Genomic DNA, 26961 nt, shown 5'->3' on the forward strand with positions numbered 1-26961 from the left:
GGCACAATGCGCAGGTGGAAGCCGTCCAGGCATCGCCGAGCGAGGGAGGCGTCATGGGGGAAAGGCAACGCCCGACCATCATTACGGTGGCCGCGCGCGCCGGTGTCGGACGCACCACGGTTTCACGAGTCATCAACGGCTCCGAGCTCGTCAGTGAGAAGGCGAGGGCCGCCGTACTCGCCGCCATCGCCGAGCTGAACTACGTCCCGAACTCGGTTGCCCGGGGGCTGGTGACGAGCCGGACGAACTCCGTGGCCCTGGTGATCCCCGAGTCGGAGAGCAGACTGGGCTCGGAGCCCTACTTCTCGGCGGTCATCCGCGGTGTCAGCACCGCCCTCGCGGAGACCCGCACGCAGCTCCAACTGGTGCTTGTCCGCGACCAGGCCGAGCGGGACCAGCTCACCCAGTCCGTCGCAGAACGGCGTGTCGACGGGGTGCTCCTGGTCTCGGTGCACGAGCACGACCCGCTGCCGGGGCTGCTGGAGGACATGGGGCTGCCCACGGTGCTCGCCGGACGCCGTTCCTCCGACGAGTCGCTCAGCCACGTGCACTCCGACAACGCTGGCGGGGCCGCGACGGCCGTCAACCATCTCCTCGCGCGGGGGCGCCGCACCGTCGCCACGATCAGTGGACCGCTCGACATGGACGTCGCGCGCAGCAGGCTCCAGGGATGGCGCGATGCCCTCGAGAAGGCGGGCCACGAGGCCACGGACCGGCTCGTGGCCTCGGCCGACTTCACCGGGGAGGGCGGCGAGGCGGCAATGCGTTCACTCCTTGAACGGGTCCCCGAGCTCGACGCCTTGTTCGTCGCCTCGGACGTCATGGCGGCGGGCGCTCTGGCGGAGCTGCGCAGGCAGGGCAGGAGTGTCCCCGACGACGTGGCCGTGGTCGGATTCGACGACTCCATCATTGCCCGGCACACCAACCCGCCCCTCAGCACCGTGCGTCAGCCCGTCGAGGAGATCGGCGCCATGATCGGCCACATCCTTCTGGAGGAGATCGGCGATCCCGAGAAGCCTCGTCGGCGCGTCACGCTTCCCACTGAGCTCGTCGTACGCGAATCGTCATGATCCGATGAGGGGGTGCTGGTGAGCCACCTGCTCGCACACCCCGATCGTTGTCCTGGTCTGTCTGGCCAAGGTGCGTCGGCGCGAGCATGACGTATCGGGGGGGAGCTGCGCCGCAAGGGACCTCTGCTCAGCTCCACATTGATCTCGCGCAAAGGGAGATGGGTGCGGATCCTAATCCCCGTGTAGTGACGGCCGGGCCGGTACAGAGGCTCCCGGACTGTTCGAATAGCAGGGTCGTCGTGCCTGGGCCAATCCGGGCTTGTGGGGCCTTCCCATAGAGCAGCGGACGCAGTTCCCCCGTGTTCCTGCCAACGTGGCGGGGGCTGGCCTCATCACCGGCGTCCTGGGCCCGATCCTCATGGTCGCTGTTTCGCCATCACCACCGATTCCGCTGATTACCGCGATGGCGGTGCTCACGGCGCGCGGTCGCGCCCGCAGCGGTCACTTACGTCGACGCCAAGGCCTCCGTAGGAGGAAGGCGTGCCGCGCGGACCGAGGGATAGACGCCGGCCGCCATGCCGATCAGCACGGCGCCGAGGCAGCCGCCCGAGACCGAGCGCAGGGGGATCACCGTTGGCCAGCCCTGGTAGGCCGCGTAGCCGACGTTGGCGAGGATCCCGAACAGGGTTCCGGCGATGGCGCCGAGCAGCGACAGTCCGATGGACTCGGTGAGGAACTGGACGCGTATCTGACCGCGGGTCGCGCCCAGCGCCCGGCGGAGCCCGATGTCCCTTCGGCGTTCCAGGACCGAGATGACCATGGTGTTGGCCACGCCGATTCCGCCGACCAGCAGGGCGACACCGGCCAGGCCGAGGAAGAGGGAGGAGAAGGTGTTCTGCGTGGCGCGCTTTGCCGCCAGGGCGTCGGAGGGGCGGCTGACCTGGACCTGTCCGGGCTGTTCCGGGAACACGGTGGCGGAGAGTACGTTCCGTACGTCCTCCAGATGGGCCTCCTGTGCCTTGACGTAGATCACCGTGGGGTTTCCCTCGAAGCGCAGTGTCTTCTTGGCGGCCGGCCATCCTGTCAGTACGGCGTTGTCGAGGTCGTTGGCCAGCGGTATGGAGTGCAGGATGCCGATCACGGTGAACCACGACTTGCCGATCTGTATGTGTGGAGCCGGGTCGTTTTCGGGGATTTCCCCGATGCCGAGGTGGCTGGCGGCCCGGTAGCCCAGTACGGCCGTGGGGAACTGCTCGTCGGCGCCACTGAAGAACCTTCCCGAGAAGACCTTTCCGCCCACCACGCTCAGCAGGTCGCGTCGGGCCGCGAGCACGCTGAGTCCCGTACCGGAGAAGTCGTCCTCTCCGATGAGGTCGGAACGCTGGACCACGGCGTTGGTGTTGGCCACCGCGCTCGCCTCGGTGACCGCTTCGATGCGGCGTACCATGTCGACCGATTCCTCGGGCAGCCTGACCGGCACGGTCTGTCCCGAAAACGGCTGTACCCGCAGCATGTTGGATCCCAGCGCCGACATCTCGTCCATCAGCGCCTGGTGGCTGGAGGCCGGGATTCCCGTCACCACCACCATCGTGGCGACGCCGATGGAGATGCCGAGCGCAGACAGCGCGGCGCGCAGCTTGCGGGTGCGCAGGCCGAGGAGCCCCAGGCCCAACAGGTCGAGGAAGGCGAGGCGTACTGGCTTGATCTTGTCTTCGGCACGTCGGGGTGAGCGCCGCGGCGTGGCGCGGGACGGCTTGGCGGGGGCGGTCATGAGGGGCTTTCGGTCGGTGCGGTGTCCGCGACCAGGCGACCGTCGCGCAGGTGAACCCTGCGGGGCAACTGGTCGGCGATGTCACGGTCATGGGTGATGAGCGCGATCGTGGTACCCGCCGCGTTGAGTTCGGTCAACAGGGCGAGCGCCGCGGCGCCGTTGGCGGTGTCGAGTGCGCCGGTCGGCTCGTCGGCGAGGACCAGAGCCGGCTCATGGACGACCGCGCGGGCTATGGCGACCCGTTGGCGCTCCCCTCCGGAGAGCTGCCCCGGCAGGTGGCCGGCCCGGCGGGCGAGTCCGACCCGGGCCAGGGCCTCTTCGGCCAGTTTCTTCCGGTGCTTCCTGGGCACACCGGCGTACAGCAGGCCGGTCGCCACGTTCTCCGCCGCGGTGAGTCCGTCCGTCAGGTGGAAGTGCTGGAAGACGAAACCCAGGCGCCGCCCGCGCAGGGCGGACAATTGGCGGTCGGACAACTCGGCCACGTCCTGCCCCTCGATGACCACGCTGCCGCTGGTGGGCGGGGCCAGCGTGCCCATGATGTGGAGCAGTGTGGACTTGCCGGAGCCGGACGGGCCGAGGATGGCCAGCAGTTCGCCCTGCGCGACGGACAGGGAGACCCGGTCGAGGGCTCTCACTTCGGGGGGATAGGTCACGCTCGCCTCGTGCACGCTGATCACCTGGGTCATGCCGTGGTTTCCACCTTCATGCCCTCGCTGATGCCCTGGCCGCTGATCTCGACCAGTCCCCTGGCGAACATGCCCGTGTCGACCGGGACGAGCCGGCCGCCGGAGAGCCGGACCGCGTACCCTCCCTCGCGCAGGGCGAGCAGGGCGCCGACCGGGACGGCGAGTACGTCCTTCTTGGACTCCCCCTGGAACTGGGCCTGCACGGGAGCGGAGTCGATGCCCTTGACGGCCTGTGGGTCGTCCAGCGACACGGTGACGTTGGTCTTGGTCTGCCCCGTGTTGCCCTCATCATCCTGGTTTGCCTGCACGATGGTGCTGATCGCAGCGACCCGGCCCGCGGCGGTGGACTGGTCGGCCAGCACCACGGTGACCCGCTGGCCCGACTTGATGGACCCGATGTCGAGCGACTCCACCGGAACGGTCACGGACTTGGTGGTGGCGGTCACCGTCATCAGGTCGCCCGACGCCTCGTCCCCGGGCTGGGCGAGGACGTCCGAGACCCGCACCGCGGACTTCGTCACGACCACGTCGGAGATGTCGAGGATGCCGGTCGGCTCGATGCCCACGGCCTTCTGCCAGCGCTTGATCGCGGACATCAGGGACGTGGTGAGCACTCCGTCACCCTCCCTGACCGTGGACTGCGACGGACTTGGGCTCGGTGACCCCTCCTGTGACGCATCGGTTCCTTTGCCCGCTCCGCCGTCCGGAGCCGAGGGCCGGCCGGCCGGGGGCTCGGTCGGCGCCGGCCCAGGGCCCGTTGTCACGGGCGGGGGGTCTCCCGCGGGGGCCTGCTGCCGGACGACCGTGCCCGGCGCCGGCTGTGCCCCGATGTCGTAGCCGAGAGCCCTGAGGTTGTCGGCGACGACCCGTACGTCACGGCCGACGCTGCCGGGGGTGTCGAGCCTGCGGTACAGCGGTGTGTCGCCGTAGAAGACCACGGCGGAACGCTCATCGACGCGGTACAGCTGCCGGCCGCGCTCGACCGTCGCACCCCGGTTCGGAAGCCATGTCACCCGCCCTTCGCCGGCACTGCGGATCGTGCGCGCGGAGTCGTAGCCGAGCGTCCCCTGCATTTCCCTGATGCCCGACAGATCCGTTCTCACCACGGCGATCTTTTTGATCTTCGGGCCGGACTCGGGTTCGGAGCCGTTCCCGCCCTGGCCGACCCACAGCAGACCGGCGCCCGTTCCTCCTGCCAGCAGCACAGCGACGACGGCCAGACAGACGGCCTTCTTCTTCCGGCGGCCGGCCGCCGGTTTGCGGGGGCCTGCCCCTTCCTGGACCGTCATCCGCAGGGGCATGGTGTCCGAGGCGTCGCGCTCACTTGCCACTGAACGCCTCTATCATGCATTCCTGGTCGATCTGGTCGGCATTCTTGGGCGGATTCGCACCGGGCTTGTAGTTCCAGCCGCCTCCGTCGGGAAGGGGGTTCACCTTGAGCCCTCTGCGGTTGTCGCACGCGATCCACTTGGTGTAATCGTCCATGTAGTCGGGGTTCTTCTTCGGGTCCAGCTCCGGGGGCGGCAGCGGCCGCTTTCCGAGACATGCCTTTTCCACTTCCGGACGCTCTTTGGCCACATCTATACCGGGGAACCACAGTGATCCGGGATCGGCTTCCGGCATTTTGTTCCCCGGCGACGGAATGGGCACTCCGTGATCCTTGAGGCAGCGCAGGTAGCCCTGGTACATGCGCACTTCCTCGACGTCCGTGGTGTCCATCCGGATCTGGGGGCGGCCGGACTCGGAATCGTCGGCCGCCGGACTCTTCGTCACGCCGCCCTTTCCACCTCCACCGGACTCCGTGACGGAGGCAACTCCGTCCCCCTGGCCCGCGGCGTCTCCCCCGGAGCAGCCGGCGATCAGCGTCACCGCCAGCACGGCACAGGAGAGGAAAAGGGACTTCTTGTACGGGCGGTCCGGACCGGGGTCACGGCGGCCTGAGTCGTTTCGCATGCCTGGAATCGTGACAAGGCTTTGTCAGAAAGGTGTCAACACTTCCCCCACCGGACCCCTTCCTGCGATTGTCAGGAAGTTGTCAGAGAATTGAGCCAAAATTACCGGCGTTCACCTCCCGCTCCGCAGGCTTATCATCGGGCCATGTCCGCATACGTACTGGTGGCCGAAGACGACGAAAAACAGGCAGAACTGATCCGTCGTTACCTGGTGCACGACGGCCATGCCGTGACCGTGGCGCACGACGGCCCGACAGCCCTCAAGGAAGCCATCCAGCGTCCACCCGACCTGCTCGTTCTCGACTGGATGCTGCCGGGTCTGGACGGGATGGAGATATGCCGCCGCATACGCGCCACGGGCGATATGCCCATTCTGATGCTCACCGCCCGCTCCACCGAGGACGATCTGCTCCTCGGCCTGGACATCGGGGCGGACGACTACATGACCAAGCCGTACAGGCCGCGCGAACTGGTGGCCCGCATCCGGACCCTGCTGCGGCGCAGCCGGCGTCCGGAGCGCGCGGAGGAAGTGCTCCTGAAGGCCGGCCCCCTGACCGTGGCCCCGGACCGCCATGAGGTGTCCCTCCACGGCCGCCCGGTGAACTGCACTCCCGGCGAGTTCCGCCTGCTCAGCACGTTGGCAGCCGCACCCGACCGGGTCTTCACCCGGGCTCAGCTGCTGCACTGCATCACCGACCACGGCCGAGCGGTCACCGAACGCACCGTGGACATGCACATACTGAACCTGCGGAAGAAGATCGAGACCTCGCCGCACAGACCGGAGTTCCTGCTGACCGTCCACGGCGTCGGTTACAAGCTGTCCCGAGGCCGCCGTGAGGTCTGAAATCCCGCTCCGCAACAGCCTGTTGTCCCGGCTGCTGGTCACCTCCGTGCTGATCTCCCTGGTGTCCATCGGGGCCACTGCCTGGCTGACGGTACGCGGCACCACCGTCGCCATCGAGCAGGAGCGGGGCCAGGCCCTCGCGGACGACGCCACCGTCCAGGACACTCTGGAGGGCTTCGCCGCGACGCACCGGAACTGGAACGGTGTCGAGCGCACCGTCCTTGATCTCTCCCGGTCGACGGGGCGCACCATCATCCTGACCACGCGAGCGCGCCAGGTCATCACCACGTCGCATCGGTCGGCCGCGGAACGGCTGCCCCTCAACGAGAGCGCCGTGATCGATCCTCTGCACGTCGCTCCGTCCACGGATCAGGATGTCGGCCAGGCGGAGCGGACATCCCACATCGACCCACGCGCCGTCGGCCCCTACCGACTGCCCGCCGAGGAACGGGCGAAGCTGCGACGGATCGCCCGCGATGAGGTCAGCTGCCTCTACGGCCGGGTGGGAGTACGCGCGCACATCGTCGAGGAGGCCAGTGGCAGACCCGCCTTGCGCACGCTCAGGGCCTCGCAGGACTTCATCCCGGCCTGCGCGACCAAGCTCATGCTCCAACCCACCCCGACCGAGGCCGCGGCCCTCGCCGAGCTCACCGGACTCGTCCGCGGCTGCGCCGGGCGCAACCACGTACGCCTGCCCGAACCGCTGATCATCACGGTGGACTTCCGGGTGGAAGGCGACGACTCGGCGCGGGGTTCCGCCGCTGTGGACGACTGTGTGGAGGAAGGCCGGCGGGAGCAGTTGGCGGCGCATGTCGCCCCCGCGGCCCTCCTGTTCGTCACCAGCCCGCCCCGCACGGCCACCGCCGTCTTCGACCTGTCACCGGCCGGCACCCTCAGGGTCCTGGCCACCACCGGTCTGGTCCTGGCCGCCACCATCGCCGTCACCGCCGTCATCGCGATCAGGCTGGTACGTCCGCTGCGCGCGCTGACCCACGCGGCCCGCGCCCCCACGGGCCGGCACCTCCGTATCCCCGTCACCACCAAGGACGAGACCGGCTATCTGGCGGCCGCCCTCAACGACTTGTCGGAACGCCGCGAACGCACCGACGAGCAGCGCCGGGTCATGGTCAGCGACATCGCCCACGAACTACGCACGCCCCTCACCAATATCCGCGGCTGGCTGGACGCGGCGCAGGACGGCCTGGCCGAGCCCGACTCGGCGCTCCTCACCTCGCTCCAGGAGGAGGCGGGCCTCCTCCAGCACATCGTGGACGACCTCCAGGTGCTCGCCGCCGCCGACGCCGGCACCCTGCGCCTGCGTCCACAGAAGTTGGACCTCCGCGAGCTGATCGAGCAGACCATGGGCGCGCACCGGGCGAGGGCAGACGCAGGGGGTGTCGAGACCGTCGTCCATGCCCCGGACGGCCTCTCGGTCCACGCCGATCCGGTCCGCCTCCGCCAGGTCCTGGGCAACCTTCTGTCCAACGCGATACGCCACACGCCGCCGGACGGCCGCGTCACCCTCAGCGCCCGCCGCGTGGCGGGCGCCGTCGCCATCGAGGTGAAGGACACGGGCAGCGGCATCCGCCAGGAGGACCTGCCCCGGGTGTTCGACCGCTTCTGGCGGGCCGAACAGTCCCGCGACAGGCGGACGGGCGGCAGCGGGCTGGGGCTGTCCATCGTCAGACAGCTGGTGCAGGCACACGGCGGAGATGTCTCCGTGGCGAGCCGGCCGCACGTGGAGACGGTGTTCCTGGTGCGGCTGCCGGGCTGATCCGTGCGTCACAGTCCGGGCGGCTCCCCCGGGGCCGGCGGATCAGCGACCGGCTCAGTGGGCCCCGAGCGCAGGAGTCGGCCGTGGCGTTCCGGTGCCGTGAAAGAGTCTGCCGCCAGGACGGGCCGGCGTCGGTCCCAGACGGGTGTCGTAGTGGAGCTGGTCGCGGTGGTCGGCGAGACAGCGGTGGCAGCTCATGACGGCCTCGCGGCGAGTGGCGGGAAACTGTTCGGCTGCGGCCTGGAGGGGCCCTGGAGTTCTTCCACCCACTGTCGAGCCCCAGTGCCATGCTCTGACGGGACGGTTCACTGATGCTGCTCATGAACAGCAGAACGAAGCCCTCGCCGGCCTCGTCCTCGGCGACGCCCGCCTGCATCACGTCACTTGTCCCACTGCCGTGGCCGCCGGAGAAGACCTGAGCACCGGGCTGGTGCCAGACGACGTCCTCGGTGAACGTGCTGCCCGCGGAGTCCGTATACTTACCGCCGGTAACAGCCACTACGACACCACTGATGAGGCTGCGTGACGCCGCCAGAGTTTCCGACCTTCGATGTCATGACGGCGACCTGCCCGTCCCGTACCTCACTCGCCCGCATCGCCAACAAGTGGACGGCCATGGTGGTCATCGCGCTCAGCACCGGCCGCATGCGCTTTCGCGAACTGCGCACCAGCGTCGACGGCATCAGCGCCAAGGTCCTCACCGAGACCCTCCGAGACCTGGAGCGCGACGGAATCGTCACCCGGCACGTGTACGCCGAGGTCCCGCCCCGGGTCGAATACGAGTTGACCGCGTTGGGGCGCACTCTGTACACCCCGCTTCAGGCACTGGGCCTCTGGACCGAGGAACACTTCAGCGAGGTGCTCGCGGCACGCGAGAGCTACGACGCCCGGCAGTGACCGCGGCCGTGGCCGGTGACCAGAGGCATGCATGTGGTGAAACGTCGCCGCGGAGGGGACCCGAGAATGCGGGCGATCTACTGACCCCAGAAGGCGTCCTCGGCCTGCTGGTCGCTGGAGAACAGCCACATCTCGACGATCTTGCCGTCCTTGAGGCGCAGGACATCCACGCCGTCCATGCTCATGGAGGCGCCCTCGCGCTGCCCGGCGAAGTGGATCGAGGCGGCCACCATGTCGCCGTTGCCCATGAGGGCGTTGATCGTGTCGATGGCGAAGGAGCCCTGGCTGGCTTCCATCATCCCGCCGAGCATCGCGAAGACGGCGTCGCGCCCCTTGCGCTCGCCGGAAAACTGGTTGGCTCCCGGCTGATACCAGACGATGTCCTCGTCCAGGAGCTCCCCGACCTTGGCCAGGTCACCCTTCTGTACGGCCTGGAAGTACTCACGTGCGATGTCGACGTTCTTACTGGTCATGACAACACTCCTTTGCGCCTCTGACATGGAGGCCGTACGACTTACAACTCGGGATGGATCAAGAGCACGCGGTCAGGCTGGGGAGACCCGCTCGTCAGACCGTGGCCGGCCGTTGAAGTGCACACGTGCCGCGACGGTGGCGAAGTCCCCTCTCCTGCGGCGAGTTCTCCCGCCGCGCCTCCATACTCGCCACCCGTAACCAGGCACCTCAACGTAACCAATGAGGTGACGTGACGCACGTCACATATGCACTCACCCCGCGGAGGCCGCGACTGGAAGGTGAGGGGACCGCCCGCTCCATTCACCCGATCTATCGGACCTTCCACACCTTGCACCTCGGCTGCTTGATCCTCGGCATTGCGTGTTTCATCAGCTGTGATCGCTGGATTCCGTCGATCCCCTAGACAGATCTCGCGCCGAAGCCCCTTAATAGATCCGATGTAACTCTGGTGAAACACCCGCCGTGCGGGCGACCTCTCCCGCATTCGCCGCCTGTAGGTGACCAGTCACGCCGTTCAGTCGGCTGTCGAGCCGCAGCACCGTGTGTTGTCCCGCGAAGAGTCGAGAGGACACGTTGTCAGAGCCGATTCAGGACAGGAATGCCCGATGCCCGGCGCACCGAAAGGCTGATGCCGGCCGCCGCCCTGAGTGTGTTTCCCCTGCTCATCGCCGGATTGCGTCACCGCTGTCACCCCCATCGATACACAGGAGTGCGCCATGTCCTCACGACGGATGACTCGCCGTACGTTTCTGGGCGCGGGTGCGGCGAGCGCCGCGACCGCCCTGCCGATCGTCCCCGGCTTCTCCGGCCTTCTGTCGCAGGCGGCCGCCGCGGACACGCAGACCAAGCTGAGCAAGATGGTCGACATGCGGTTCGGCATGTTCAACCACTTCAGTCTCGGCACGTTCACGAACCAGGAATGGGCCGAACCCCACCAGAGCCCCACCCTCTTCGCTCCCCCAAGCGTCAACTGCGCGCAGTGGGCCGACGCGGCGGTTGCCGCGAAGATGAGTTACGGCATCCTGACCACCAAGCACCATGACGGCTTCGCCCTGTGGCCGAGCGCCTACGGCACCCAGAACGTCGCGAACAGCTCCTACAAGCAGGACGTGGTCCGGGCGTACTGCGACGCCTTCCGGGCGAAGGGGCTGAAGGTCGGGTTCTACTACTCGATCTGGGACCGCACCTTCGGCGTCGAGGCCTGGGAGAGCCGGCACAAGGTGACCGGACTCGACATCACCGATGCCATCCAGCCCGGCGACATGACCTTCATCCTCGGCCAGATCACCGAGTTGCTCACCAACTACGGCACTATTGACATGTTCATGACCGACGGTTATGCGTGGCAGATGGGGCAGCAGGCCGTCTCGTACCAGAGGATCCGTTCGCTGGTGCAGCAGTTGCAGCCTGACTGCGTCATGATCGACATCGGTGGACTGTCTGAGCCCTTCCTCAGCGACGCGATCTTCTTCGAGGAACCGCTGGGCATCACAGCGCCGGCGGGCAACACCTACGCCGGAATGCAGGGGCAGACCATCAGCGACGGCTGGTTCTGGCACCCCTCCACCCCGACCGAGAGCCTCATGAGCAAAGCGGCGATCCTGTCGCATCTGGCCGACCTGGAGCCGAAGTACACCTCGTTCATCCTCAACTGCCCGCCCAACCGCAACGGCCTGCTGGACACCAACATCGTCAACCGGCTGGCCGAAGTCGGTGCCGCCTGGAGCCCGGACACCTCCCGGCCGCCGCTGCCCGCCCAGCCACTGCGCGCCGAGTACCCGGTCACGCCGGTCAACGCGTATGCGACCGCCTTCCACACCGACGAGGGACCGCTCAACGCCATCGACGGACTCAGCGACGTCCGCTACGAAACCTGCTGGTCGACCTGGAACCTGCCACTGCCCCAGTCCATCACCATCGACCTGGGCGGGGTGTGGAACAACGTCTCCGCTCTGGAGTACCTGCCCAAGCAGTGGAACCGCACCAACTCCACCGACGGCGACATCACCTCGTACACCGTCCACACCAGCACCGACGGCGTCACCTTCACCCAAGTCGCCGCGGGCTCCTGGGCCGGTGACCGCACCCCCAAGCTCGTCGAGTGGCCGGCCAGGAACGTGGGCTTCGTTCGGATCCGGGTCACTGCGGCCACCGGCGGATACGCCAACATCAGCGGCGTGAGGATCGGCGGCCGGACGGCCAAGCCTGCGCTGGTGTCCACCACACTGCCCGGCGACGGCACCGTCTACCGGCTGGTCGCCCGGCACAGCGGCAAGGTCGCCGACGTGGAGGGCGCGGGCACCGCCGACGGCACCAACGTCGCTCAGTGGCGATGGCTCAACCAGGCGAACCAGAAGTGGACCTTCACGAGCACCGGCGACGGCTACTACAAAGTCAAGGGTGTGGGCAGCGGCAGGCTTCTGGAGCTCGCGGGTCTCTCCCGCGCGGACGGCGGCAACGTCGGCATCTGGAGTGACGCCCGGGCTCCCCAGCAGCAGTGGGCCGTCACGCCCACCGGTGACGGAGGCTACTTCCTCATCAACCGCTACAGCGGGCTCTGCCTCGGCGTCGACGAGGGCAGCAGCGCCGATGGAGCCAACATCGAGCAGCAGCCGTACGCGTCACAGTCACGGCAGCAATGGCAGATCATCCCGTCCTGACCCTCACCCCGCCCGCCCCGACGGACCCGGCATCCTGTCCTGACGCACCGTCCAGACAGGCACAGGGCCGGACCTGGTCAGCGAGACCGTGGTCGTGTCCGACGCCAGAAGGGGCTGGTGATGGTGTGTCACCGGTCGACGGGCTCGGCCTGCCGGTCGAGGGCGAGTGGCTGGGCCGCGTACGTGATGCGGACGACGCCGTCGGCGTATCGCTGTGTGGCGGCCTGTACACCGAAGACGTCGCGGAGGAGGTCCGGTGTCAGGACCTCCAGTACGGGGCCCGCCGCCACCACCGCGCCCTCGTGGAGCACGACGAGGTGGTCGCAGAGCCGGGCGGCGAGGTCGAGGTCGTGCAGGACCGCCAGAGTGGTGATGCCGGTGCTGCGGATGAGGTCCAGGAGCTCGAACCGGGCGCGGATGTCGAGGTGGTTGGTGACCTCGTCCAGGACCAGGAGCTGTGGCCGCTGGGCGAGGGCGCGGGCCAGCAGGACGCGTTGGCGTTCGCCGCCGGACAGGGTGGCGTAGTCCCGGTCGGTGAAGGGTGCGACGCCGCAGCGGTCGACTGCTTCCGCCACGGCCCGGTGGTCCTCGGCACCGTCCCGGCCCATCAAACCGTGATGGGGCGTGCGTCCCAGCGCGACGATCTCGGTCACGGTCAGGCCGGTGGTGGTACCGGCGTCCTGGAGGACGGCCGCCGTGCGGCGGGCGGCGGTGCGCGGGGACAGCTCCCATACGTCGTCGTCGCCCACCCGGACCACGCCGCCGGCCGGCCGTAGGGAACGGTAGACCGTGCGCAGGAGGGTGGACTTGCCGCTGCCGTTGGGGCCCACGAGTCCGACGATGTCGCCCTTGGCGGCCTCCAGGTTCACTTCGCGGAGGATCGGCCTGCGGTCCAGGGTGACGTGGAGCTGGTCGACGGTCAGTTTCATACGGTGTCCAGGCCCTTGTTGCGGCGCAGTAGCCACAGGAAGAAGGGGGCGCCGAGCAGGGCGGTGAGGATGCCCAGCGGCAGTTCGTTGGGGCGGTTGACGGTTCGGGAGAGCAGGTCGACGAGGACGAGGTAGATGGCGCCCAGGAGCGCGGTCAGGGGCAGCAGTCTGCGGTGGTCGGCGCCGGTGGTGAGGCGGACCAGGTGGGGAATCATGAGGCCGACGAAGCCGACCCCGCCGGCGGCGGCGATGACGGTGCCGGTGAGCAGCGCGCTGATGACCAGCAGGATGGCGCGCAGCCGGTTGACGTCCACACCGAGCGCGGTGGCGGACTCGTCGCCGGCCAGCAGGGCGTTGAGTCGCCGTCCGAACAGGGCCAGTACCACGGTGCTCGCCAGGACCACCACGGTGACGGTGGGCAGTTGGTCCCACTGGGCACCGGCGACGCTGCCGAGCATCCAGAACATGACCGTGCGCAGTTCGGTGGGCGTTGCCAGCAGCTGGACGAAGCTGGTCATCGACAGCAGGACATAGCCGACCGCGACTCCGGCGAGCACCAGCCGGGTCGGGGCCAGCCGGCCCCGTCGTTGGCCCAGGGCGAAGACGAGGGCCCCGGCCGCCAGGGCGCCGACGAAGGCCGCGCCGGAGACACCGAGCCCTGCCAGGCCGCCGAGCGCGGCGCCGCCGAGGGTGATGACGAGCACGGCGCCCAGCGAGGCGCCGTAGGAGAAGCCGAGGACGATCGGGTCCGCGAGCGGGTTGGAGACCAGGGTCTGGAGTACGGCTCCGGCGACGGCCAGTCCCGCACCGACCAGTGCGGCCAGAGCGACGCGGGGCGCCCGGAAAGTCCACACGATCTGGTCCAGCGCCGGGTCCTGGGCCGCTTCCCCGCCGGTGATGTGGTGCAGGAGGATTCCCCACACGTCGGCCACCGGGATGTTGACCGCGCCGATGCTCACCGCGACCACCATGACGGCGAACAGGACGATCGTCAGTCCGACGACCGCGAGCGGCAGCCGCAGGCGGCTGGGGATCCGGTTCAGAACCTGTCGGGGTGCAGCATCCTGGCGATCTTCTCGACGGCCAGGTCGTTGCTCGGGCCGAGGTACATCGAGTCCGACAACGCCACGTACTTGTTGTTCTTCGCGGCCGGCCACTGGGGGAACTCCTTCAGCAGTTTCTTGGCGTAGGCCGCCGGGTCGGGGTCGTTGTAGCCGATGACGACGAGCGCGTCGACGTCGGTGGCGGCCACCTTCTCCTTGCTCAGGTCGGCGAAGGAGGTCTTGGAGGCCGATGCGAAGGCGTTGCGGGCGCCGGCCTTGGCGAGGATGTCGTTGTAGATGCCCTTGGCGACGACCGAGCTGAAGTCGTTGCCGCCCATGGTCATGTTGGAGAACAGGACCATGACCTTCGGCTGCTTGTCGTCCTTCACCTTGGCGGAGACGTCGGCGATGTTCTTCCGCGACGCGGTGATCAGCTTCTCGGCGCGGTCGCTGACGTTGAAGATCCTGCCCATGTCGCGCAGCAGCGTGTAGCTGTCGGCGATGGTCATCCTGGAGGTGTCCTGATCGCAGCCCTGCGGGGAGACGTAGCTGCCCGCGCCGACCTCTTTGAGTTGCTCGCGGGTGGCGAAGCCGTTCTTCTCGTCGAAGCCGTAGGAGGTCGTGGACAGCACCAGGTCGGGGCGCAGCCCGATCATCGCCTCGCGGGGGATGTCGTAGGCGTCGTTGAGCTTGACGCCGCCGGTGGGCAGCGCCTTGATGGCCTTGGCTCGGCCCGCCACCTCGGACATGCCGTAGCTCTGCTGGTTGGCGACGATGCGGTCGCCGAGGCCGAGGGCGAGCAGCGTGGAGACCTCGGCGACCGAGGCGCCGTTCATGGTGACCACGCGGCTGGGCGCCTTGGTGAACCTCTCCGGCACTCCGCAGTTGTCGAGGGTCACCGGGTAGCCGGACTCCGCGGCTGCCGCGGGCGCGTTGTCGCCGGTGTCGTCGGCCTTGCCGGTCGAGGAGTCGGCGCATGCCGTGGTGACCAGACAGAGGGCGCCGGCCAGGGCTGTGGCGACCGGCCGTTTCTTCGGCATGCTGCTCCTTGCTTCGGGGTGCTCGTGAGGCGACGGGTTCTGATGCAGTAGTCGGGGGGTGGAGCCCGGAAGTTCCTCAGAGGTCCAACTACTGTGCGGACGGCGTGAGATGGTCCTGTTTCCCGGCCGGGGCGGGCAGCGTTCCCGTGGTGACGCAGTGGTCGAGGTATGTCGCGCTACGTCCGACAAGTGGATCCGGTGGACTTCCAGGGACTGCCGGACACGGGCGGCGGCCTCTGCGGGGCCCGGGGCCCTGACGGTGCAGATGACCTCCGCGTCGGTGCTCGTGAGGAGTTCGGCCAGCAGGTGCACGCCGACGAAGCCAGTGGCGCCGGTGAGCAGGACCCGGTCCGGTGCGCCGATCGGCCGGGGAGAATCGCCGCTCGGGCGGATGTCCGGATCGAGGACGGCGTCGGCGAGCAGGGTCGCCGGAAGGCCGGGACCGGCTGTCCGCGGCTGAACCTGGGCCTGCTCCTGTTGCCCCTGCTGCTCCTGCTGCTCCTGCTGCTCCTGCTGCTCCTGCTGCTCCAAGAACCTCGCCAATTCGGCGGGTGTCGGGTGCTGGAAGAGCCAGGCGACCTTCACGTCGCGGCGCAGGTCGACGCCGAGGCGGTTGGCCACCTGGATGACCTGGAGCGACTGGGCACCCAGGTCGAAAACGTCGTCCCGCGCGGAGAGGGCCGGCACGGCCGGCGCCAGTTGCCAGACGGCGGCGATGGTGCGTTCCAGCGCGTTGTCGTGCGCCAGTGTCTCGGTGCCGCGGTCCGGCACCGGTGCGTCGGGGGCCGGCCCGTGTGCGTCGGGGGTCATCGCGGCGAGCGCGTTCCTGTCGATCTTTCCCGCACCCGTCCGGGGCAGGCGGTCCAGGAACTCGACGGCCGACGGGATCATCGCGGCGGGCAGGACCGCCCGGAGGCGGTCCCTGACCAGGGCGACGGCCGGGGCAGGCCCGTCCGGGACGACGTGTGCGACCAGGCGCCGGGTCCCGTCCGCCAGCACCTGTCCCACGACAGCGGCCTCGCGTACCCCCGGGTGTGCCAGGAGGGCCCTGTCGACCTCGGCCGGGTGCACGCGATGACCGCTGATCTTGAACGCGGACTCGGCCATGCGCGTCACCGCGTGGCGGTAGACCTCTTTGCCCCGCATGGCGAAGTGCCGGTCCTGGCGGCCGGGTTCGCCCGGTCCGGAGCGCTGACAGGAGCCTCCGGCCGCGACCATGATCAGGTCTTCGTGGGCGCCGTCGCTGCCGAGGTCGAAGTGGCCGACCGCGCCCGGCTCGTCGGGGTGTCCGGCGCGCAGGACGACGGCTCCGGCACCGTCGCCGAAGATGATCGCGTTGGCCCGGTCCAGCGGATCCACGATCGTGGAGTAGGTATCCGCACCGATGAGCAGCACCCGTTCAGCCACGCCGGCCGCGATGAGGCCGGCGGCCGAGGCGAGCCCGTAGACGAACCCGGTGCACACGGCGCCGATGTCGAAGGCGGCCACCCCGGCCAGACCGAGTCGTGAGGCGACGGCGGGCGCGGTGGCCGGGCAGGTGTGGTCGGGTGTCGTCGTGGCGACGACGACGGCGTCGACCCGGTCCGTCGCGGCGGAGGCGAGGGCCCGGCGGCCGGCTTCGACGGCCAGGTCGGACGTCGCCTGTCCGGGCTCGACGATGTGCCGTCGGCGGATCCCGGTCCGGGTGCGAATCCACGCGTCGTCGGTGTCGAGTCGTCGCGCGAGGTCCTCGTTGGTCACCACGCGGGACGGCACCCATCCGGCCAGCCCGCACAGGACGGCGGCCGGAGCGGTGGAAGGGCCGGCGGCGAGAGGGGACATGAGGTTCTCCTGGCATGACGGAGGACGGCCGGGCAGCCCGGACACGGGAAGGGGAAAGCGAAAGGGGAAGCCGCGAGGAGGGGCAGGCCTAGGGACCGCTGGTCCCGGTCACCCTGCGCAGGGCGAACAGTGCGAGCGCACCGCATCCGATGCCGCCCGCGATCACGAGGACGGCGGTACGGATGCCGTCGAGGAGCCCGGTACCCGACGCGCTCTGCCCGGCGCCGCCGGCGAACGCGACGAGCACGGCGAGGCCCACCGAGCCGCCGGTCTGCAAGGTGGTCGATGCCAGTCCCGAGGCGATGCCCTGGTCTGCGGGGGCCACTCCGGCGAACGCGGAGATCCACATGCCCGCCCATGCGGCGCCCTGGCCGAGACCCAGCAACACGATTCCCGGCAGCAGCGCAGGATAGGAGCCGTCCGAGGTGAGTGCCAGACCGAGGGCCGCTGCTCCGACGGCGCCCAGCCCCATGCCGGCCACCAGCATGCGGTGCACGCCGAAGGCGGACACGGCCCGTTCGCCGGCCTGCGTACCGACGGCCACCACCACGGCGGGCAGCAGGAACGCGAGCCCGGTCGCCATCGCGCTGTAGCCGTGAACGGTCTGGAAGTAGAGGGTCAGGAAGTACGGCACCGAGCTGAACGTGGCACTGAACAGGGCGGTCCCCCTATTCCGACCTCACCATCGGCTACGGCTGGGGCGCCAACGACATCGGCGGCAGCCAGGACTACGTCAACCGGGGCCTGTACAACTACCAGCCCATCTACAGGACGGCGACCACCGACGCGAACAACCACGTCACCGACAACTACATCCACGACCTCATGCAGCAGATGACCGACGGCGGCTGCATGTACACCCTGTCGGCGTCACCGGGCAGCACCTTCGAACGCAACTACTGCCACAGCAACAACGGTTGGTTCGGCTTCTACCACGACGAGGGCTCCCGGGACTTCACGGACACCAACAACGTCTTCCGGAACACCGGCGAATGGGGCCATGAGAACAGCAACGCGACCAACAACACCGGCGCCCTGACCCTGACCGACACCTGGACGACCAACAGTTCCGCGAACATCACCAACACCAACGGCCGCGGTGACGTGGTCAGCGGCACCGTCGTCGTGAGCGACGGCAACTGGCCGCCCGCCGCCAAGACGGTCATGGACAACGCCGGCATCCACCCCCTGTACCGTCCGCTGACCACCGACCCCGTCTCCTCCCCGTACAGCGCCTACTCCTCCACCCCTGCCAACACCGGCCAGAGCGGCGGCCACTTCACGATCACCGATGCCGGCAAGGACATCTGGGGTGCCGGCGGACAGCACGAAGACGAGTACGGCACCGTCTTCCGCAAGGGGGCGGCTGTCGACGGCACGTCGGTGACCGCCCGGGTCGACAGCCTCGACAAGACCAGCGGCTGGGCCAAGGCCGGCGTCGTCCTGCGCAACGACCTCACGGACGACGGTTCCTCCCCCGGATACGCGGCGGTGGTGGTGACCCCGACCAACGGTGTCAGCTTCCAGCGGGACTCCAGCGCCGACGGCTACCTGGACCAGCTCACGTCCACCGCCGCCACCGTCAAGGCACCGGTCTGGCTACGACTCACCCGCACTGCCACCCAGGTCTCCGCCTCCTACTCCACCGACGGAACCACCTTCACCCAGCTCGGCTCGAAGGTGACTCTGCCGTCCATGGCGACCACCCAGGATGCCGGCGTCATCCACACCGCCCACAGCACCACCGCCGGCAGCGCGACCTTCAGCAACCTGCGCATCGTCACCTCTCCCTACGAGGCATACAGTTCGATTCCGGCCGCCGTCAGCCAAAGCGGCCAAGTGACCTCCCTGACCAACGCGGGCATCGCCGTATGGGGCTCCGGCACGGCGTACGACGACGAGTATTCCGCCGCCTACCGGACGGGGGCCGCTGGGACCTCCTCGACCGTCACCTCCGCGTCGACAGTCGGGACAACACCAACAGTTGGGCCAAAGCCGGCCTGATGGTGCGGAACAGCATCGCCTCCGCCGGCTCGTCCACCGGATACCTCGTCCTCGCCGCCACCCCCGGCAACGGAATCACCCTGCAGTCGGACTCCAACGGTGACGGTTACCTCGATACCAACGTCTTCAAGACCGGAAGCAGCGCTCTCGCCCCGGTCTGGCTCCGCCTGGTCAGGAACGGCACGTCGGTCACCGGCTCCTACTCCGCCGACGGCATCACCTGAACCACTGTCGGCACCGCGACCCTGACCGAGGCGAACAGCACCCTGGACGCGGGCATGTTCTCCACGGCCCACTCCGGAAGTATCGGCACCTCGACCTTCAGCCAGTTCTCCGCCAGCTGACGAAGGGGTTCGGGTCACGATCTGCGGAACGCGCTCCGCGTGCCGGTGCGGCCTGCGCACCGGCACGTACGTCCGGACAGGCGGTCTGCGGGCGCGGGGCGCTCAGGTGCCCTGGACCGGCACCTCGGCTGTTGACAGGGTGCGGTCCAGGAAAGGCAGCAGGCCGTCCCAATGGCGCTGCAACGCGGCCGGGTTGAAGGCATCGGTGTCAGCCATCGTGAAGCCGTGGACGGTGCCTGAGTAGACCTCGGAGGTGTAGGCGACCCCCGCGGCATCCAATGCCTGATGGAGCTCTCCGAGGGCCTCGGGCGTCATGTCACCTTCGGCATGGGCGAGGTGGACCTGGGCCGTGAGCTTGGCGAAGCTGTCGGGCCCGTCGGCGCCCACGGGAGCGTGGAATCCGGCGACGGCGGCCACCTGGCCGGGATGGGCCGCGGCGGTGCGCATCGCCAGGAGGCCGCCTATGCAGTAGCCGGTCACCGCGACCGGTCCGGCGCCGACCTCCGGCTGGGCGGTGAGGAACCTGAGGTAGGCGTCGGCGTCGCTCAGGACACGTTCGGCGGTGTGCGCCTCGATCAAGGGCATCACCTGGGCGAAGACCGCGGGTCGGACCTCTTCTCCGATGTGCTCGGGAAGTTCGATCACCGGTGCCGGGCCGTGCCGGTAGAAGAGGTTGGGGACGAGCACGTAGTACCCGTGCCCGGCCAGTTGGTGGGCCATCTCGCGCAGCACGGGCCGGATGCCGAAGCCGTCCGCGTACATCAGCACGCCTGGGTGCCGCTCACCACCGTCGGGGAAGGCGGCGAAAGCGTCGGCCTGGCCGTCCTCGGTGGGAATGCGCAACATCTTGGTGGGCATGAGTTCTCCTGTCGTGGTTGACGTGTCGAAGCTGTGGTCAACACGACAGGAGGCGGAGCCCGCGCATCAGCGCCGGCTCCCTGGTCCAACAGCGGGCCGACACCGGCCCGTTCGGCGCTCAGTGGAGCACCGGGTCACCAATCCGTGTGTGGCGCGATGCCGTCCCGGTAGTCATCGCCGTACAACGTAGTCCACCGGGCGGGAAATTAGGCCCAGTTCCGGCGAGCACGCCGTTCTCTACTTCCCCCAGAAGGCGTCCTCGGCCACCAGGTCGCCGGAGAACAGCCACATCTCGACGATCTTGCCGTCCTTCAGGCGCAGCACGTCCACCCCGTCCATGCTCATGGACGCATCCCCGCGCCGGCCGGCGAAGTGAATGGAGGCGACCACCATGTCAGGCGGTGCCCCAGAAGGCGTCCTCTCCGCCCTGGCCCGCGGAGAAGAGCCAGACCTCGGCGATCCGGTCGCCCTCGATCCTCAGGAGGTCGACGCCGTTCATCCCCATCACCTCGCCGTTACGCCTGGCGGAGAAGTGGACCGGCGTGGCGACCAGCGCACCGTTGACCATGGGATCGCCGGTCGTCCTGAGTTCGAACGTCCCCTCGGTGACCGCCATCATGCCGCCGAACATCTCGCCGATCGCGGCCGCACCGCGGTGGCTGCCGGAGAACTGGTTCGTGCCCGGCTGGTGCCACACGATGTCGTCGGTGAACATGCGCGTGACCGCGGCGAAGTCCCTGGCCGACACCGCGTCGGCGTACTGGCGGGCGATGCTGAGTACGGCGCTGGACTGCATGGTCGCGCTCTCCCTCGGTGAGTTCGTTCCGATAGCACCCATGCTCACCGTCGGTAACCCGTCACCTCAACGTAACCAATGGGACGACGTGTCGCACGTCACGTTCCCTGGTCTAGGGTCGCCCGCATGGCCGAGCACTCCTTTCTGACCGCGGTGCGCGAGTCGTACGACACGGTTGCCGTCGAGTACGTCGAACGCGTCCCGCCTCCCGCCGAGATGGACCCGCTGTCACGCGCGATGCTGGCGGGGTTCGCCGAGTTGGTGCGGACGGCCGGTCTGGGGCCGGTCGCGGACCTGGGATGCGGCCCCGGCCGCGTGACCGCGCACCTGGCCGGGCTGGGGGTGTCCGCCTTCGGCGTCGATCTGTCACCGAAGATGATCGGGCTGGCCCGCCACGCCTATCCGAACCTGCGGTTCACCGAGGGCTCGATGACCGCGCTGGAGATGAGGGACGACGAACTCGGCGGCATCCTGGCCTGGTACTCCACCCACCACACGCCCCCGCAGTGGCTACCGGATGTGTTCGCCGAGTTCCACCGCACGCTCGCACCCGGCGGCTACCTGCTCTGGGGAGACTATGTCGGCGATGAACGGTTGCAGCCGACCCACGGCTATGGCCGTCCGGTGTCCTACGAGTCGTACCTGCTGCCCCTGGACCGCATCATCGGCCTGCTGGACCAAGCCGGACTCGTCGTCACCGCGAGACTGGAGCAGGAGCCCGGTGGACGCGTGAACAGACCCCGCGCCTGCCTCCTGGCCCGCAAGCCCGAAGCGCCCTGACGGGGCTCGTTGTGGTGAGGGTGAACTGACGTAGCGGTCCTGATCCGATGCACACCCCGGGCGCCCGCACTCACGTAGTACGACCATCGCGCTCCGGCATCCACTGATGCCGGAGCGCGATGGTCGGTCTGCCGGTTTGGCTACCACCAGTCCGTGCACTGCACGGCCTGGCCGCCCCCGCCGCCGCAGGCGCGGAACCGGTAGTTCGGGTTGCTGTCCGTCACTCTCGCGGCGCTGGTCAGTTGATGACCGTCGCGGGTTGCCTTAAATGGTCCGCACTGGATGTGGACACGATTGCCGTCCAGCGTCCAGTCCATCCAGATCTCGTCTCCCACACGCGGGACCGCGAGCGCGGCGAAACCGTAGACGTCACCGTCGATCCTGGCAGCTCCCAGACCGATGCGCCCAACGAGCCCTTGGGGGTCGGAGGGGCGCAGCACTTTGTCCGCAGGGCCGGCGGCGACACCAGTCTGGTTGTCGGGGATGTCGCGGAAGCCGTTGGCTCCGCGCTCGCAATCCGACCGGGCCGCCAGCGCCGTACCAGGCGTAGCGACGGTGACTCCGCCTGCCAGCAGTACGCCGGCGACGGCAGTGGTGGCTACTTTGGCAATTGCACGTCTGGTCATGACGATGCCTTCCCCTTGGGTGACGAACAGCGAGTACAGCTCAAGCTGTGGGCACCGCGTACCGAACCCGGGCGGTGCCGTTGTCAGGCAACCACGGGAGACGGGATCACTGTCCTGACACCTGTCAGGCTGTGCTGAAGCGATGGGTGTGAATACCCCTCGGGCTTGAACGGAGTTGTCCTCCCCGCCCAGGATCTCTGGCGGAACACGCTCTGCCCCGCTTCGCCTTACGGGACCGCGCACTCGGGATGGAAATCTGTTCCCATCGAGTGAGTGAGCAGGGACTTCGGCACGGTACAAAGGACGTATGCCGGAGCGTGAGACCCCCGCGGGGGCGATGGACGATGTTGACGTGGTGACCCGTGCGGTGCTGGACGCTTCGCGGCTGCTGATGGCGCTCTCCGCCCGCTCGCTCGCCGCGGTCGAAGAACGTGTGACGCTTCCGCAGTTCAGGATGCTGGTGGTGCTGTCCGCGCGCGGGGCCACCAAGCTGGTCACGCTCGCCGACCTGCTCCAGGTGGCTCCCTCTACCGCGATGCGGATGGTGGACCGGCTGATCGCGGCCGGGCTGGCCGACCGGCACCTCAACCCCGACAACCGCCGCGAGACCCTTCTCCAGCTCACCGAGGAAGGCCTGCGCACCGTCGAGGCCGTCACCACCCGACGGCGCACCGAGATCGCCACGATCGTCGAACGGCTCACGCCGGTGCAGCGCCTGGCACTCACGCAGGCCCTCGCCGCCTTCAACGAAGCCGGGAGAGAGCTCTCGGATCCGGCGCTCGACGCCACGGAACCGCACCCACTGGGCTGGGCGGTGGACCTCCCCATGGCCCGCGACGCCTGACAGGGTGACAGACGAATACCGGCGGTGGGAGATTCCACCGCCGGCTTGTCGTCACTGCCTCGGGGCTACTGGCAGTCCTGGCCGTTGTTGATGCATTCGACCATCTGCTTCATCGTGCTTTCGTCGAAGAAGTTGAGGAAGTCGTTGTGGTCGGTGATCGGCTTGTGCAGCTGGTCCGGGAAGCTGTCCACCGCGAACGGGTTCACGACCTGTCCGTTCTGGATCCGCGGGGCCGGAACGTCGTAGACGAGACGGGCCTGGAGCTGGGGGATGGCCTGGAAGCCGTTCGAGCAGGTGCCGTCCGCTTCCACGAAGTCCACGTGGGTGCGGTGGTTGGCGCTGTCGCTGTTCTGGGCTTTGCCATAGGCGACGATGAGTACACGTCGGCTGGTGTCCATGCCCGATGACAGCACATGCACAGGCGTGGCGCCGCACCGGGCACATGGTGCATGCGGCCACGGAGGCCGACTGTGCCCGCGCCCGGGGGGGGAAGCGTGACGCACGCCATACAGACGTGCGGAACTCCACCTTCTCCGGGCCCGACTTCTGTAAACGGTACGGCCACGGAGACCCAACGCCCTTCCCGTGCCCGAGCCATCGGAACAGAGGTAAGGAGCCCCGATGATGGAAGAGCCCCAGCAGCCCTCCCCCGAGAAGGATTCCGCCCTGCGGAGACTGGTGCCGCCGCCCGCCCTCTGCGGGTTCCTGCTCCTGCTCGCCCTGGTCTTCACGGGGTCGTACGCCACCGGAGCAGCCGTCGACCCCGTTGCGCCCGATATGCAGCGCTCCGGAACGAGCGGCGGCGCTGGCGGCATGGACATGGGCGACATGGGCAGCATGGGCATGGACGGAAGTGGCGGCTGATGACCACGGAACCAGCCACATCCGTGGTGACCACCGACCTGACCGTCGGTGGGATGACCTGTGCGGCGTGCGTGCGGCGGGTGGAGAAGAAGCTCGCGAAACTGGAGGGCGTGACCGCGACGGTCAATTTGGCCACCGGGGGCGCCAGGGTGAGCCATCCGCCGCATGTCAGCCCCGACGAACTCATGGCGACGGTCGAGCGGGCCGGGTACACGGCCGCACTGCCCGAACCGCCGAAACAGCGGCGCGAGGAGGGGCAGGACGGGGAGTCCGACGGCACCCGGCAGGAGCTCGAACGGCTGGTGATCACGGCGCTGCTCGCGGTGCCGGTGGTCGTGCTGTCCATGGTGCCCGACCTTCAGTTCCGCGCGTGGCAGTGGCTGTGCTTCGTACTGGCCACGCCGGTCGCGGTGTGGAGCGCGTGGCCGTTTCATGTGCGGGCGCTGCGCGGGCTACGGCACTCCGCGGCGACCATGGACACCCTGGTCTCGTTGGGCGTGGCGGCGTCCTACGCCTGGTCGGTGTACGCACTGCTCTTCGGCGGTGCGGGCGAGCTGGGCATGACGATGCCCTTCAGCCTGATGCCCGAAGCCTCTGACGGCGCGGCGCACGTCTACCTCGAAGTGGCTGTCGTCGTCCCGCTGTTCGTGCTCACAGGGCGGTTCCTGGAGGCGCGGGCCAGGAACGGCACCGGGGCGGCCCTGCGGTCGCTCGCCCAACTCGCCGCGAAGGAAGTGGCGGTACGCGAGGATAGGGCCGAGCGGCTCATCCCTGTCGAGGAGTTGAGGGTCGCGCAGGTCTTCGTCGTCCGCCCCGGCGAGCGCGTCGCCACCGACGGCGAGGTGACCGAGGGCAGTTCCGCCGTCGACCTGTCCCTGGTCACCGGTGAAAGCGAGCCGGTCGAGGTCGGACCGGGTTCGGCCGTGGTCGGCGGGGCGGTCAACGTCGGCGGACTGCTGCTCGTACGGGCTACCGCGGTCGGTGCGGACACCCAACTGGCCCGTATCACCCGGCTGGTGACCGAGGCTCAGGTGGGCAAGGCGCGGGCGCAGCGGCTGGCGGACGCGGTGGCCGGGGTGTTCGTGCCGGTGGTGCTGGCGCTCGCCGTGACCGTGCTCGGGTTCTGGCTGGGCGCCGGGGCCGACCCGCAGGCCGCCATCACCGTGTGCGTGGCCGTCCTGGTGGTGGCGTGCCCGTGTGCGCTGGGGCTGGCCACGCCGACCGCGCTGATGGCCGCCACCGGGCGCGGTGCGCAGCTCGGTGTCCTGGTCCGGGGCCCGCAGGCCCTGGAGGGGTTGCAGCACATCGACACGGTCGTGCTCGACAAGACCGGCACCCTCACCTCCGGCCACATGACCGTTGCCCGGGTCACGGCCGTGCCGGACGGTCTCGGGCGCGAGGCGGTGCTGCGGCTGGCCGGTGCGGTGGAGCAGGGCTCGGAACACCCACTGGGCCGGGCCATCGTCACGTACGCCACGGGAGTGCCCCCGCGCGACCCTGTTCGAGCGTCGGGTGAAGCCGGGCAGGGCGCACTGCCGGAGGTGAGCGGCTTCGCCGCGACCGCGGGGCGCGGCGTGCGCGGCCGGGTCGAGGGGCGGCTGATCGAAGTCCTCGCGCCGGACGGGGAGTTGCCCACAACCCTCGCCGAAGCCCTGCGCGCGGCGGAGTCCGGCGTCAACACCCCGGTCCTGGTCCGCGTCGACGGGGCCGCCGAGGCGCTGATCGAGGTCGGAGACGTCGTACGCCCCGGCAGCTACCAGGCCGTGGACCGGCTGCGGCGCCTCGGTGTACGCCCGGTGCTCGCCACCGGCGACCGGGAGGCACCGGGGCGGGCGGTCGCGGCCGCGCTCGGCATCGAGGAGGTGCACTCGCGCTGCACTCCCGAGGACAAGGCCGGCCTCGTACGGGAGTTGAGGGAACAGGGCTACCGGGTCGCGGTTGTCGGCGACGGCGTCAACGACGCCGCCGCACTGGCCGGAGCCGACCTCGGCATCGCCATGGGCGGTGGCACGGACGTGGCGATCGGGGCCGCCGACGTGACACTCGTACGCGGTGACATCGAGGCGCTGGGCGACGCGGTCCGGCTCTCCCGGCGCACCCTGGGCACGATCCGCGTCAACCTCCTGTGGGCGTTCGGGTACAACGTGGTGACCGTGCCGCTCGCCATGGTCGGACTGCTCAACCCGATGCTCGCCGCGGCGGCGATGTCGGTGAGCTCCCTGCTGGTGGTCGGCAACAGTCTGCGCCTGCGGGCCTGGCAGCCGTCGCGGGCCCGGGGCGGCACCCGATGACCGGACAGCGCCTGTGGCGCCCGACCCGCCGCCGAGTCACCGGCAGCCTGATCGCCGCGCTCGCGCCCGTCGCCGCGTGCAGCGTGGCCCTCGGAGGCCTCACCACCTGGGTCGCCCGGGGCAACGCGGGCAGCCCCGCACGGATCGCGGTCACCGACGGGCGCGTCCTCCTCCCGTTCGGCGGCGCCCGGGACACCGCCGCGTTCTTCCGCATCGCCAACTCCGGCGGCGCGGACGACCGGCTGCTGAGGGTCACGTCCTCCGCCACCGGCGGCGACGCCACACTCAGCCGCCACCGCATGGCCGGCGCACGGGCGGCGTACGGCCAGACGGTGGATTCCGCCGCCGTCCCGGCCGGCGACGGCCTCGCCATGTCTCCGTTCGGCACCGATGTGACCGTAAGGGCGAAGGAGACATGGCGCGAGGGCGACCTCGTGCCGTTCACACTGCACTTCGCGCGCAGCGGTCGGATCACGGCCCTTGCGGTGGTGGTCCTCCCGGGCACGAGCGGGGCGTGACCGGTGGCCTGCCCGGTGGACTCGACGCGGACACGGCAGTGTTCGGCGTGCTCCGCGTGTGCCCGCACGGATCGTGACCGCGCAGGCAGGCGATGAGACGCGCTGTGACCTGCGCGGCGAGCAGCCTGCCCGTTG

The 26961-nt window shown here is 69.2% G+C and carries 24 protein-coding genes and 2 pseudogenes; 12 read left to right on the plus strand and 14 right to left on the minus strand.

Annotated elements, in window-relative coordinates:
* Nucleotides 1–53: 53 nt before the first annotated feature.
* A complete protein-coding gene (locus SLINC_RS01165) occupies nucleotides 54–1070 on the plus strand; it encodes a LacI family DNA-binding transcriptional regulator (RefSeq protein ID WP_067425512.1) in 1017 nt (338 codons plus the stop codon).
* Between the two features lie 445 nt (nucleotides 1071–1515).
* Here SLINC_RS01165 and SLINC_RS01170 read toward each other — a convergent pair whose 3' ends face one another.
* Genes SLINC_RS01170 through SLINC_RS01185 form a run of 4 tightly spaced genes read right to left on the minus strand, consistent with a single transcriptional unit; the run spans nucleotide 1516 to nucleotide 5420 of the window.
* The gene (locus SLINC_RS01170) at nucleotides 1516–2781 is read right to left on the minus strand and encodes an ABC transporter permease (RefSeq protein WP_067425515.1); all 1266 of its coding nucleotides are present in this window, start codon (nucleotides 2779–2781) and stop codon (nucleotides 1516–1518) included.
* Entirely contained in the window at nucleotides 2778–3467 is a 690-nt protein-coding gene (locus SLINC_RS01175; protein ID WP_067425519.1) for an ABC transporter ATP-binding protein, read from the minus strand. The genes SLINC_RS01170 and SLINC_RS01175 overlap by 4 nt, the downstream gene beginning before the upstream one ends.
* Nucleotides 3464–4798 (minus strand): efflux RND transporter periplasmic adaptor subunit, encoded by a 1335-nt coding sequence (locus SLINC_RS01180; RefSeq protein ID WP_067425522.1) that lies wholly within the window; start codon nucleotides 4796–4798, stop codon nucleotides 3464–3466. The genes SLINC_RS01175 and SLINC_RS01180 overlap by 4 nt, the downstream gene beginning before the upstream one ends.
* Nucleotides 4788–5420 (minus strand): hypothetical protein, encoded by a 633-nt coding sequence (locus tag SLINC_RS01185; protein WP_067425525.1) that lies wholly within the window; start codon nucleotides 5418–5420, stop codon nucleotides 4788–4790. The genes SLINC_RS01180 and SLINC_RS01185 overlap by 11 nt, the downstream gene beginning before the upstream one ends.
* Nucleotides 5421–5564: 144 nt before the next feature.
* Here SLINC_RS01185 and SLINC_RS01190 point away from each other — a divergent pair, with 144 nt between their 5' ends.
* From SLINC_RS01190 to SLINC_RS01200, 3 genes are all read left to right on the plus strand, one after another.
* Entirely contained in the window at nucleotides 5565–6263 is a 699-nt protein-coding gene (locus tag SLINC_RS01190; RefSeq protein WP_067425528.1) for a response regulator transcription factor, read from the plus strand.
* Nucleotides 6253–8037 (plus strand): sensor histidine kinase, encoded by a 1785-nt coding sequence (locus SLINC_RS01195; protein ID WP_067425531.1) that lies wholly within the window; start codon nucleotides 6253–6255, stop codon nucleotides 8035–8037. Before SLINC_RS01190 ends, SLINC_RS01195 begins: the two co-directional genes overlap by 11 nt.
* Before the next feature lie 555 nt (nucleotides 8038–8592).
* The gene (locus SLINC_RS01200) at nucleotides 8593–8934 is read left to right on the plus strand and encodes a winged helix-turn-helix transcriptional regulator (protein WP_067425534.1); all 342 of its coding nucleotides are present in this window, start codon (nucleotides 8593–8595) and stop codon (nucleotides 8932–8934) included.
* A 77-nt stretch (nucleotides 8935–9011) separates the two neighbouring features.
* Here the strand turns inward: SLINC_RS01200 and SLINC_RS01205 are convergent, their stop codons facing one another.
* Entirely contained in the window at nucleotides 9012–9407 is a 396-nt protein-coding gene (locus SLINC_RS01205; protein ID WP_067425537.1) for a nuclear transport factor 2 family protein, read from the minus strand.
* Between the two features lie 717 nt (nucleotides 9408–10124).
* On the opposite strand from SLINC_RS01205, the gene SLINC_RS01210 reads away from it, so the two are divergent.
* Nucleotides 10125–12068: an alpha-L-fucosidase gene (locus SLINC_RS01210; protein ID WP_079164353.1), complete on the plus strand. Its 1944-nt coding sequence runs from the start codon at nucleotides 10125–10127 to the stop codon at nucleotides 12066–12068.
* A 128-nt stretch (nucleotides 12069–12196) separates the two neighbouring features.
* On the opposite strand, the gene SLINC_RS01215 is transcribed toward SLINC_RS01210, so the two are convergent.
* From SLINC_RS01215 to SLINC_RS01230, 5 genes and pseudogenes are all read right to left on the minus strand, one after another.
* Complete coding sequence (locus SLINC_RS01215) at nucleotides 12197–12997, minus strand: ABC transporter ATP-binding protein (protein WP_067425542.1); 801 nt, start codon at nucleotides 12995–12997, stop codon at nucleotides 12197–12199.
* Nucleotides 12994–13968 (minus strand): FecCD family ABC transporter permease, encoded by a 975-nt coding sequence (locus SLINC_RS01220; RefSeq protein ID WP_067425545.1) that lies wholly within the window; start codon nucleotides 13966–13968, stop codon nucleotides 12994–12996. Before SLINC_RS01220 ends, SLINC_RS01215 begins: the two co-directional genes overlap by 4 nt.
* A 68-nt stretch (nucleotides 13969–14036) precedes the next feature.
* Nucleotides 14037–15080, minus strand: coding sequence for an ABC transporter substrate-binding protein (locus SLINC_RS49080; protein ID WP_067444762.1), 1044 nt, complete (start codon nucleotides 15078–15080; stop codon nucleotides 14037–14039).
* Between the two features lie 195 nt (nucleotides 15081–15275).
* A pseudogene (locus SLINC_RS50615) lies at nucleotides 15276–16901 on the minus strand (beta-ketoacyl-ACP synthase 3); the annotation flags it as partial.
* Nucleotides 16902–16989: 88 nt separating this feature from the next.
* Entirely contained in the window at nucleotides 16990–17559 is a 570-nt protein-coding gene (locus SLINC_RS01230; RefSeq protein ID WP_375141517.1) for an MFS transporter, read from the minus strand.
* Nucleotides 17560–17726: 167 nt separating this feature from the next.
* Here SLINC_RS01230 and SLINC_RS01235 point away from each other — a divergent pair, with 167 nt between their 5' ends.
* Nucleotides 17727–18905, plus strand: a complete 1179-nt coding sequence (locus SLINC_RS01235) for a DUF1349 domain-containing protein (RefSeq protein ID WP_067425549.1) — start codon at nucleotides 17727–17729, stop codon at nucleotides 18903–18905.
* Nucleotides 18905–19129 carry a hypothetical protein gene (locus SLINC_RS01240; RefSeq protein WP_067425552.1) on the plus strand — a complete coding sequence of 75 codons (225 nt, stop codon included), beginning with the start codon at nucleotides 18905–18907 and terminating at the stop codon, nucleotides 19127–19129. The genes SLINC_RS01235 and SLINC_RS01240 overlap by 1 nt, the downstream gene beginning before the upstream one ends.
* A 222-nt stretch (nucleotides 19130–19351) precedes the next feature.
* Here SLINC_RS01240 and SLINC_RS01245 read toward each other — a convergent pair whose 3' ends face one another.
* Complete coding sequence (locus SLINC_RS01245) at nucleotides 19352–20107, minus strand: dienelactone hydrolase family protein (RefSeq protein WP_067425555.1); 756 nt, start codon at nucleotides 20105–20107, stop codon at nucleotides 19352–19354.
* 394 nt (nucleotides 20108–20501) lie between these two features.
* Nucleotides 20502–20903 (minus strand): nuclear transport factor 2 family protein, encoded by a 402-nt coding sequence (locus tag SLINC_RS01255; RefSeq protein WP_067425558.1) that lies wholly within the window; start codon nucleotides 20901–20903, stop codon nucleotides 20502–20504.
* A 126-nt stretch (nucleotides 20904–21029) separates the two neighbouring features.
* Here SLINC_RS01255 and SLINC_RS01260 point away from each other — a divergent pair, with 126 nt between their 5' ends.
* Nucleotides 21030–21683 carry a class I SAM-dependent methyltransferase gene (locus SLINC_RS01260; RefSeq protein ID WP_067425561.1) on the plus strand — a complete coding sequence of 218 codons (654 nt, stop codon included), beginning with the start codon at nucleotides 21030–21032 and terminating at the stop codon, nucleotides 21681–21683.
* Between the two features lie 140 nt (nucleotides 21684–21823).
* On the opposite strand, the gene SLINC_RS01265 is transcribed toward SLINC_RS01260, so the two are convergent.
* Complete coding sequence (locus SLINC_RS01265) at nucleotides 21824–22309, minus strand: hypothetical protein (RefSeq protein ID WP_067425563.1); 486 nt, start codon at nucleotides 22307–22309, stop codon at nucleotides 21824–21826.
* 307 nt (nucleotides 22310–22616) lie between these two features.
* Here SLINC_RS01265 and SLINC_RS01270 point away from each other — a divergent pair, with 307 nt between their 5' ends.
* Nucleotides 22617–23153, plus strand: coding sequence for a MarR family winged helix-turn-helix transcriptional regulator (locus SLINC_RS01270; protein ID WP_067425566.1), 537 nt, complete (start codon nucleotides 22617–22619; stop codon nucleotides 23151–23153).
* Between the two features lie 65 nt (nucleotides 23154–23218).
* On the opposite strand, the pseudogene SLINC_RS01275 reads toward SLINC_RS01270, so the two are convergent.
* Nucleotides 23219–23506 (minus strand): annotated as a pseudogene (locus tag SLINC_RS01275) (DUF1996 domain-containing protein); the annotation flags it as partial.
* 268 nt (nucleotides 23507–23774) lie between these two features.
* Between SLINC_RS01275 and SLINC_RS01280 the strand changes: the two are divergent.
* Genes SLINC_RS01280 through SLINC_RS01290 form a run of 3 tightly spaced genes read left to right on the plus strand, consistent with a single transcriptional unit; the run spans nucleotide 23775 to nucleotide 26826 of the window.
* Nucleotides 23775–24017, plus strand: a complete 243-nt coding sequence (locus SLINC_RS01280) for a hypothetical protein (RefSeq protein ID WP_375141456.1) — start codon at nucleotides 23775–23777, stop codon at nucleotides 24015–24017.
* Nucleotides 24017–26308: a heavy metal translocating P-type ATPase gene (locus tag SLINC_RS01285; protein WP_067425573.1), complete on the plus strand. Its 2292-nt coding sequence runs from the start codon at nucleotides 24017–24019 to the stop codon at nucleotides 26306–26308. The genes SLINC_RS01280 and SLINC_RS01285 overlap by 1 nt, the downstream gene beginning before the upstream one ends.
* Nucleotides 26305–26826: a copper chaperone PCu(A)C gene (locus SLINC_RS01290; protein WP_067425576.1), complete on the plus strand. Its 522-nt coding sequence runs from the start codon at nucleotides 26305–26307 to the stop codon at nucleotides 26824–26826. Before SLINC_RS01285 ends, SLINC_RS01290 begins: the two co-directional genes overlap by 4 nt.
* Nucleotides 26827–26961 lie beyond the last annotated feature (135 nt).

The sequence above is a fragment of the Streptomyces lincolnensis genome (assembly GCF_001685355.1).
In the GTDB taxonomy this organism is placed as follows: Bacteria; Actinomycetota; Actinomycetes; order Streptomycetales; family Streptomycetaceae; genus Streptomyces; species Streptomyces lincolnensis.

Excerpts from the sequence above, each read along its gene's own strand:
- SLINC_RS01165 (WP_067425512.1), top strand. The coding sequence starts at position 54 with ATGGGGGAAAGGCAACGCCCGACCATCATTACGGTGGCCGCGCGCGCC.
- SLINC_RS01170 (WP_067425515.1), bottom strand. The coding sequence starts at position 2,781 with ATGACCGCCCCCGCCAAGCCGTCCCGCGCCACGCCGCGGCGCTCACCC.
- SLINC_RS01175 (WP_067425519.1), bottom strand. The coding sequence starts at position 3,467 with ATGACCCAGGTGATCAGCGTGCACGAGGCGAGCGTGACCTATCCCCCC.
- SLINC_RS01185 (WP_067425525.1), bottom strand. The coding sequence starts at position 5,420 with ATGCGAAACGACTCAGGCCGCCGTGACCCCGGTCCGGACCGCCCGTAC.
- SLINC_RS01190 (WP_067425528.1), top strand. The coding sequence starts at position 5,565 with ATGTCCGCATACGTACTGGTGGCCGAAGACGACGAAAAACAGGCAGAA.
- SLINC_RS01200 (WP_067425534.1), top strand. The coding sequence starts at position 8,593 with ATGACGGCGACCTGCCCGTCCCGTACCTCACTCGCCCGCATCGCCAAC.
- SLINC_RS01205 (WP_067425537.1), bottom strand. The coding sequence starts at position 9,407 with ATGACCAGTAAGAACGTCGACATCGCACGTGAGTACTTCCAGGCCGTA.
- SLINC_RS01210 (WP_079164353.1), top strand. The coding sequence starts at position 10,125 with ATGTCCTCACGACGGATGACTCGCCGTACGTTTCTGGGCGCGGGTGCG.
- SLINC_RS01215 (WP_067425542.1), bottom strand. The coding sequence starts at position 12,997 with ATGAAACTGACCGTCGACCAGCTCCACGTCACCCTGGACCGCAGGCCG.
- SLINC_RS01220 (WP_067425545.1), bottom strand. The coding sequence starts at position 13,968 with ATGGTGGTCGCGGTGAGCATCGGCGCGGTCAACATCCCGGTGGCCGAC.
- SLINC_RS49080 (WP_067444762.1), bottom strand. The coding sequence starts at position 15,080 with ATGCCGAAGAAACGGCCGGTCGCCACAGCCCTGGCCGGCGCCCTCTGT.
- SLINC_RS01235 (WP_067425549.1), top strand. The coding sequence starts at position 17,727 with ATGCAGCAGATGACCGACGGCGGCTGCATGTACACCCTGTCGGCGTCA.
- SLINC_RS01240 (WP_067425552.1), top strand. The coding sequence starts at position 18,905 with ATGGTGCGGAACAGCATCGCCTCCGCCGGCTCGTCCACCGGATACCTC.
- SLINC_RS01245 (WP_067425555.1), bottom strand. The coding sequence starts at position 20,107 with ATGCCCACCAAGATGTTGCGCATTCCCACCGAGGACGGCCAGGCCGAC.
- SLINC_RS01255 (WP_067425558.1), bottom strand. The coding sequence starts at position 20,903 with ATGCAGTCCAGCGCCGTACTCAGCATCGCCCGCCAGTACGCCGACGCG.
- SLINC_RS01260 (WP_067425561.1), top strand. The coding sequence starts at position 21,030 with ATGGCCGAGCACTCCTTTCTGACCGCGGTGCGCGAGTCGTACGACACG.
- SLINC_RS01265 (WP_067425563.1), bottom strand. The coding sequence starts at position 22,309 with ATGACCAGACGTGCAATTGCCAAAGTAGCCACCACTGCCGTCGCCGGC.
- SLINC_RS01270 (WP_067425566.1), top strand. The coding sequence starts at position 22,617 with ATGCCGGAGCGTGAGACCCCCGCGGGGGCGATGGACGATGTTGACGTG.
- SLINC_RS01280 (WP_375141456.1), top strand. The coding sequence starts at position 23,775 with ATGATGGAAGAGCCCCAGCAGCCCTCCCCCGAGAAGGATTCCGCCCTG.
- SLINC_RS01285 (WP_067425573.1), top strand. The coding sequence starts at position 24,017 with ATGACCACGGAACCAGCCACATCCGTGGTGACCACCGACCTGACCGTC.
- SLINC_RS01290 (WP_067425576.1), top strand. The coding sequence starts at position 26,305 with ATGACCGGACAGCGCCTGTGGCGCCCGACCCGCCGCCGAGTCACCGGC.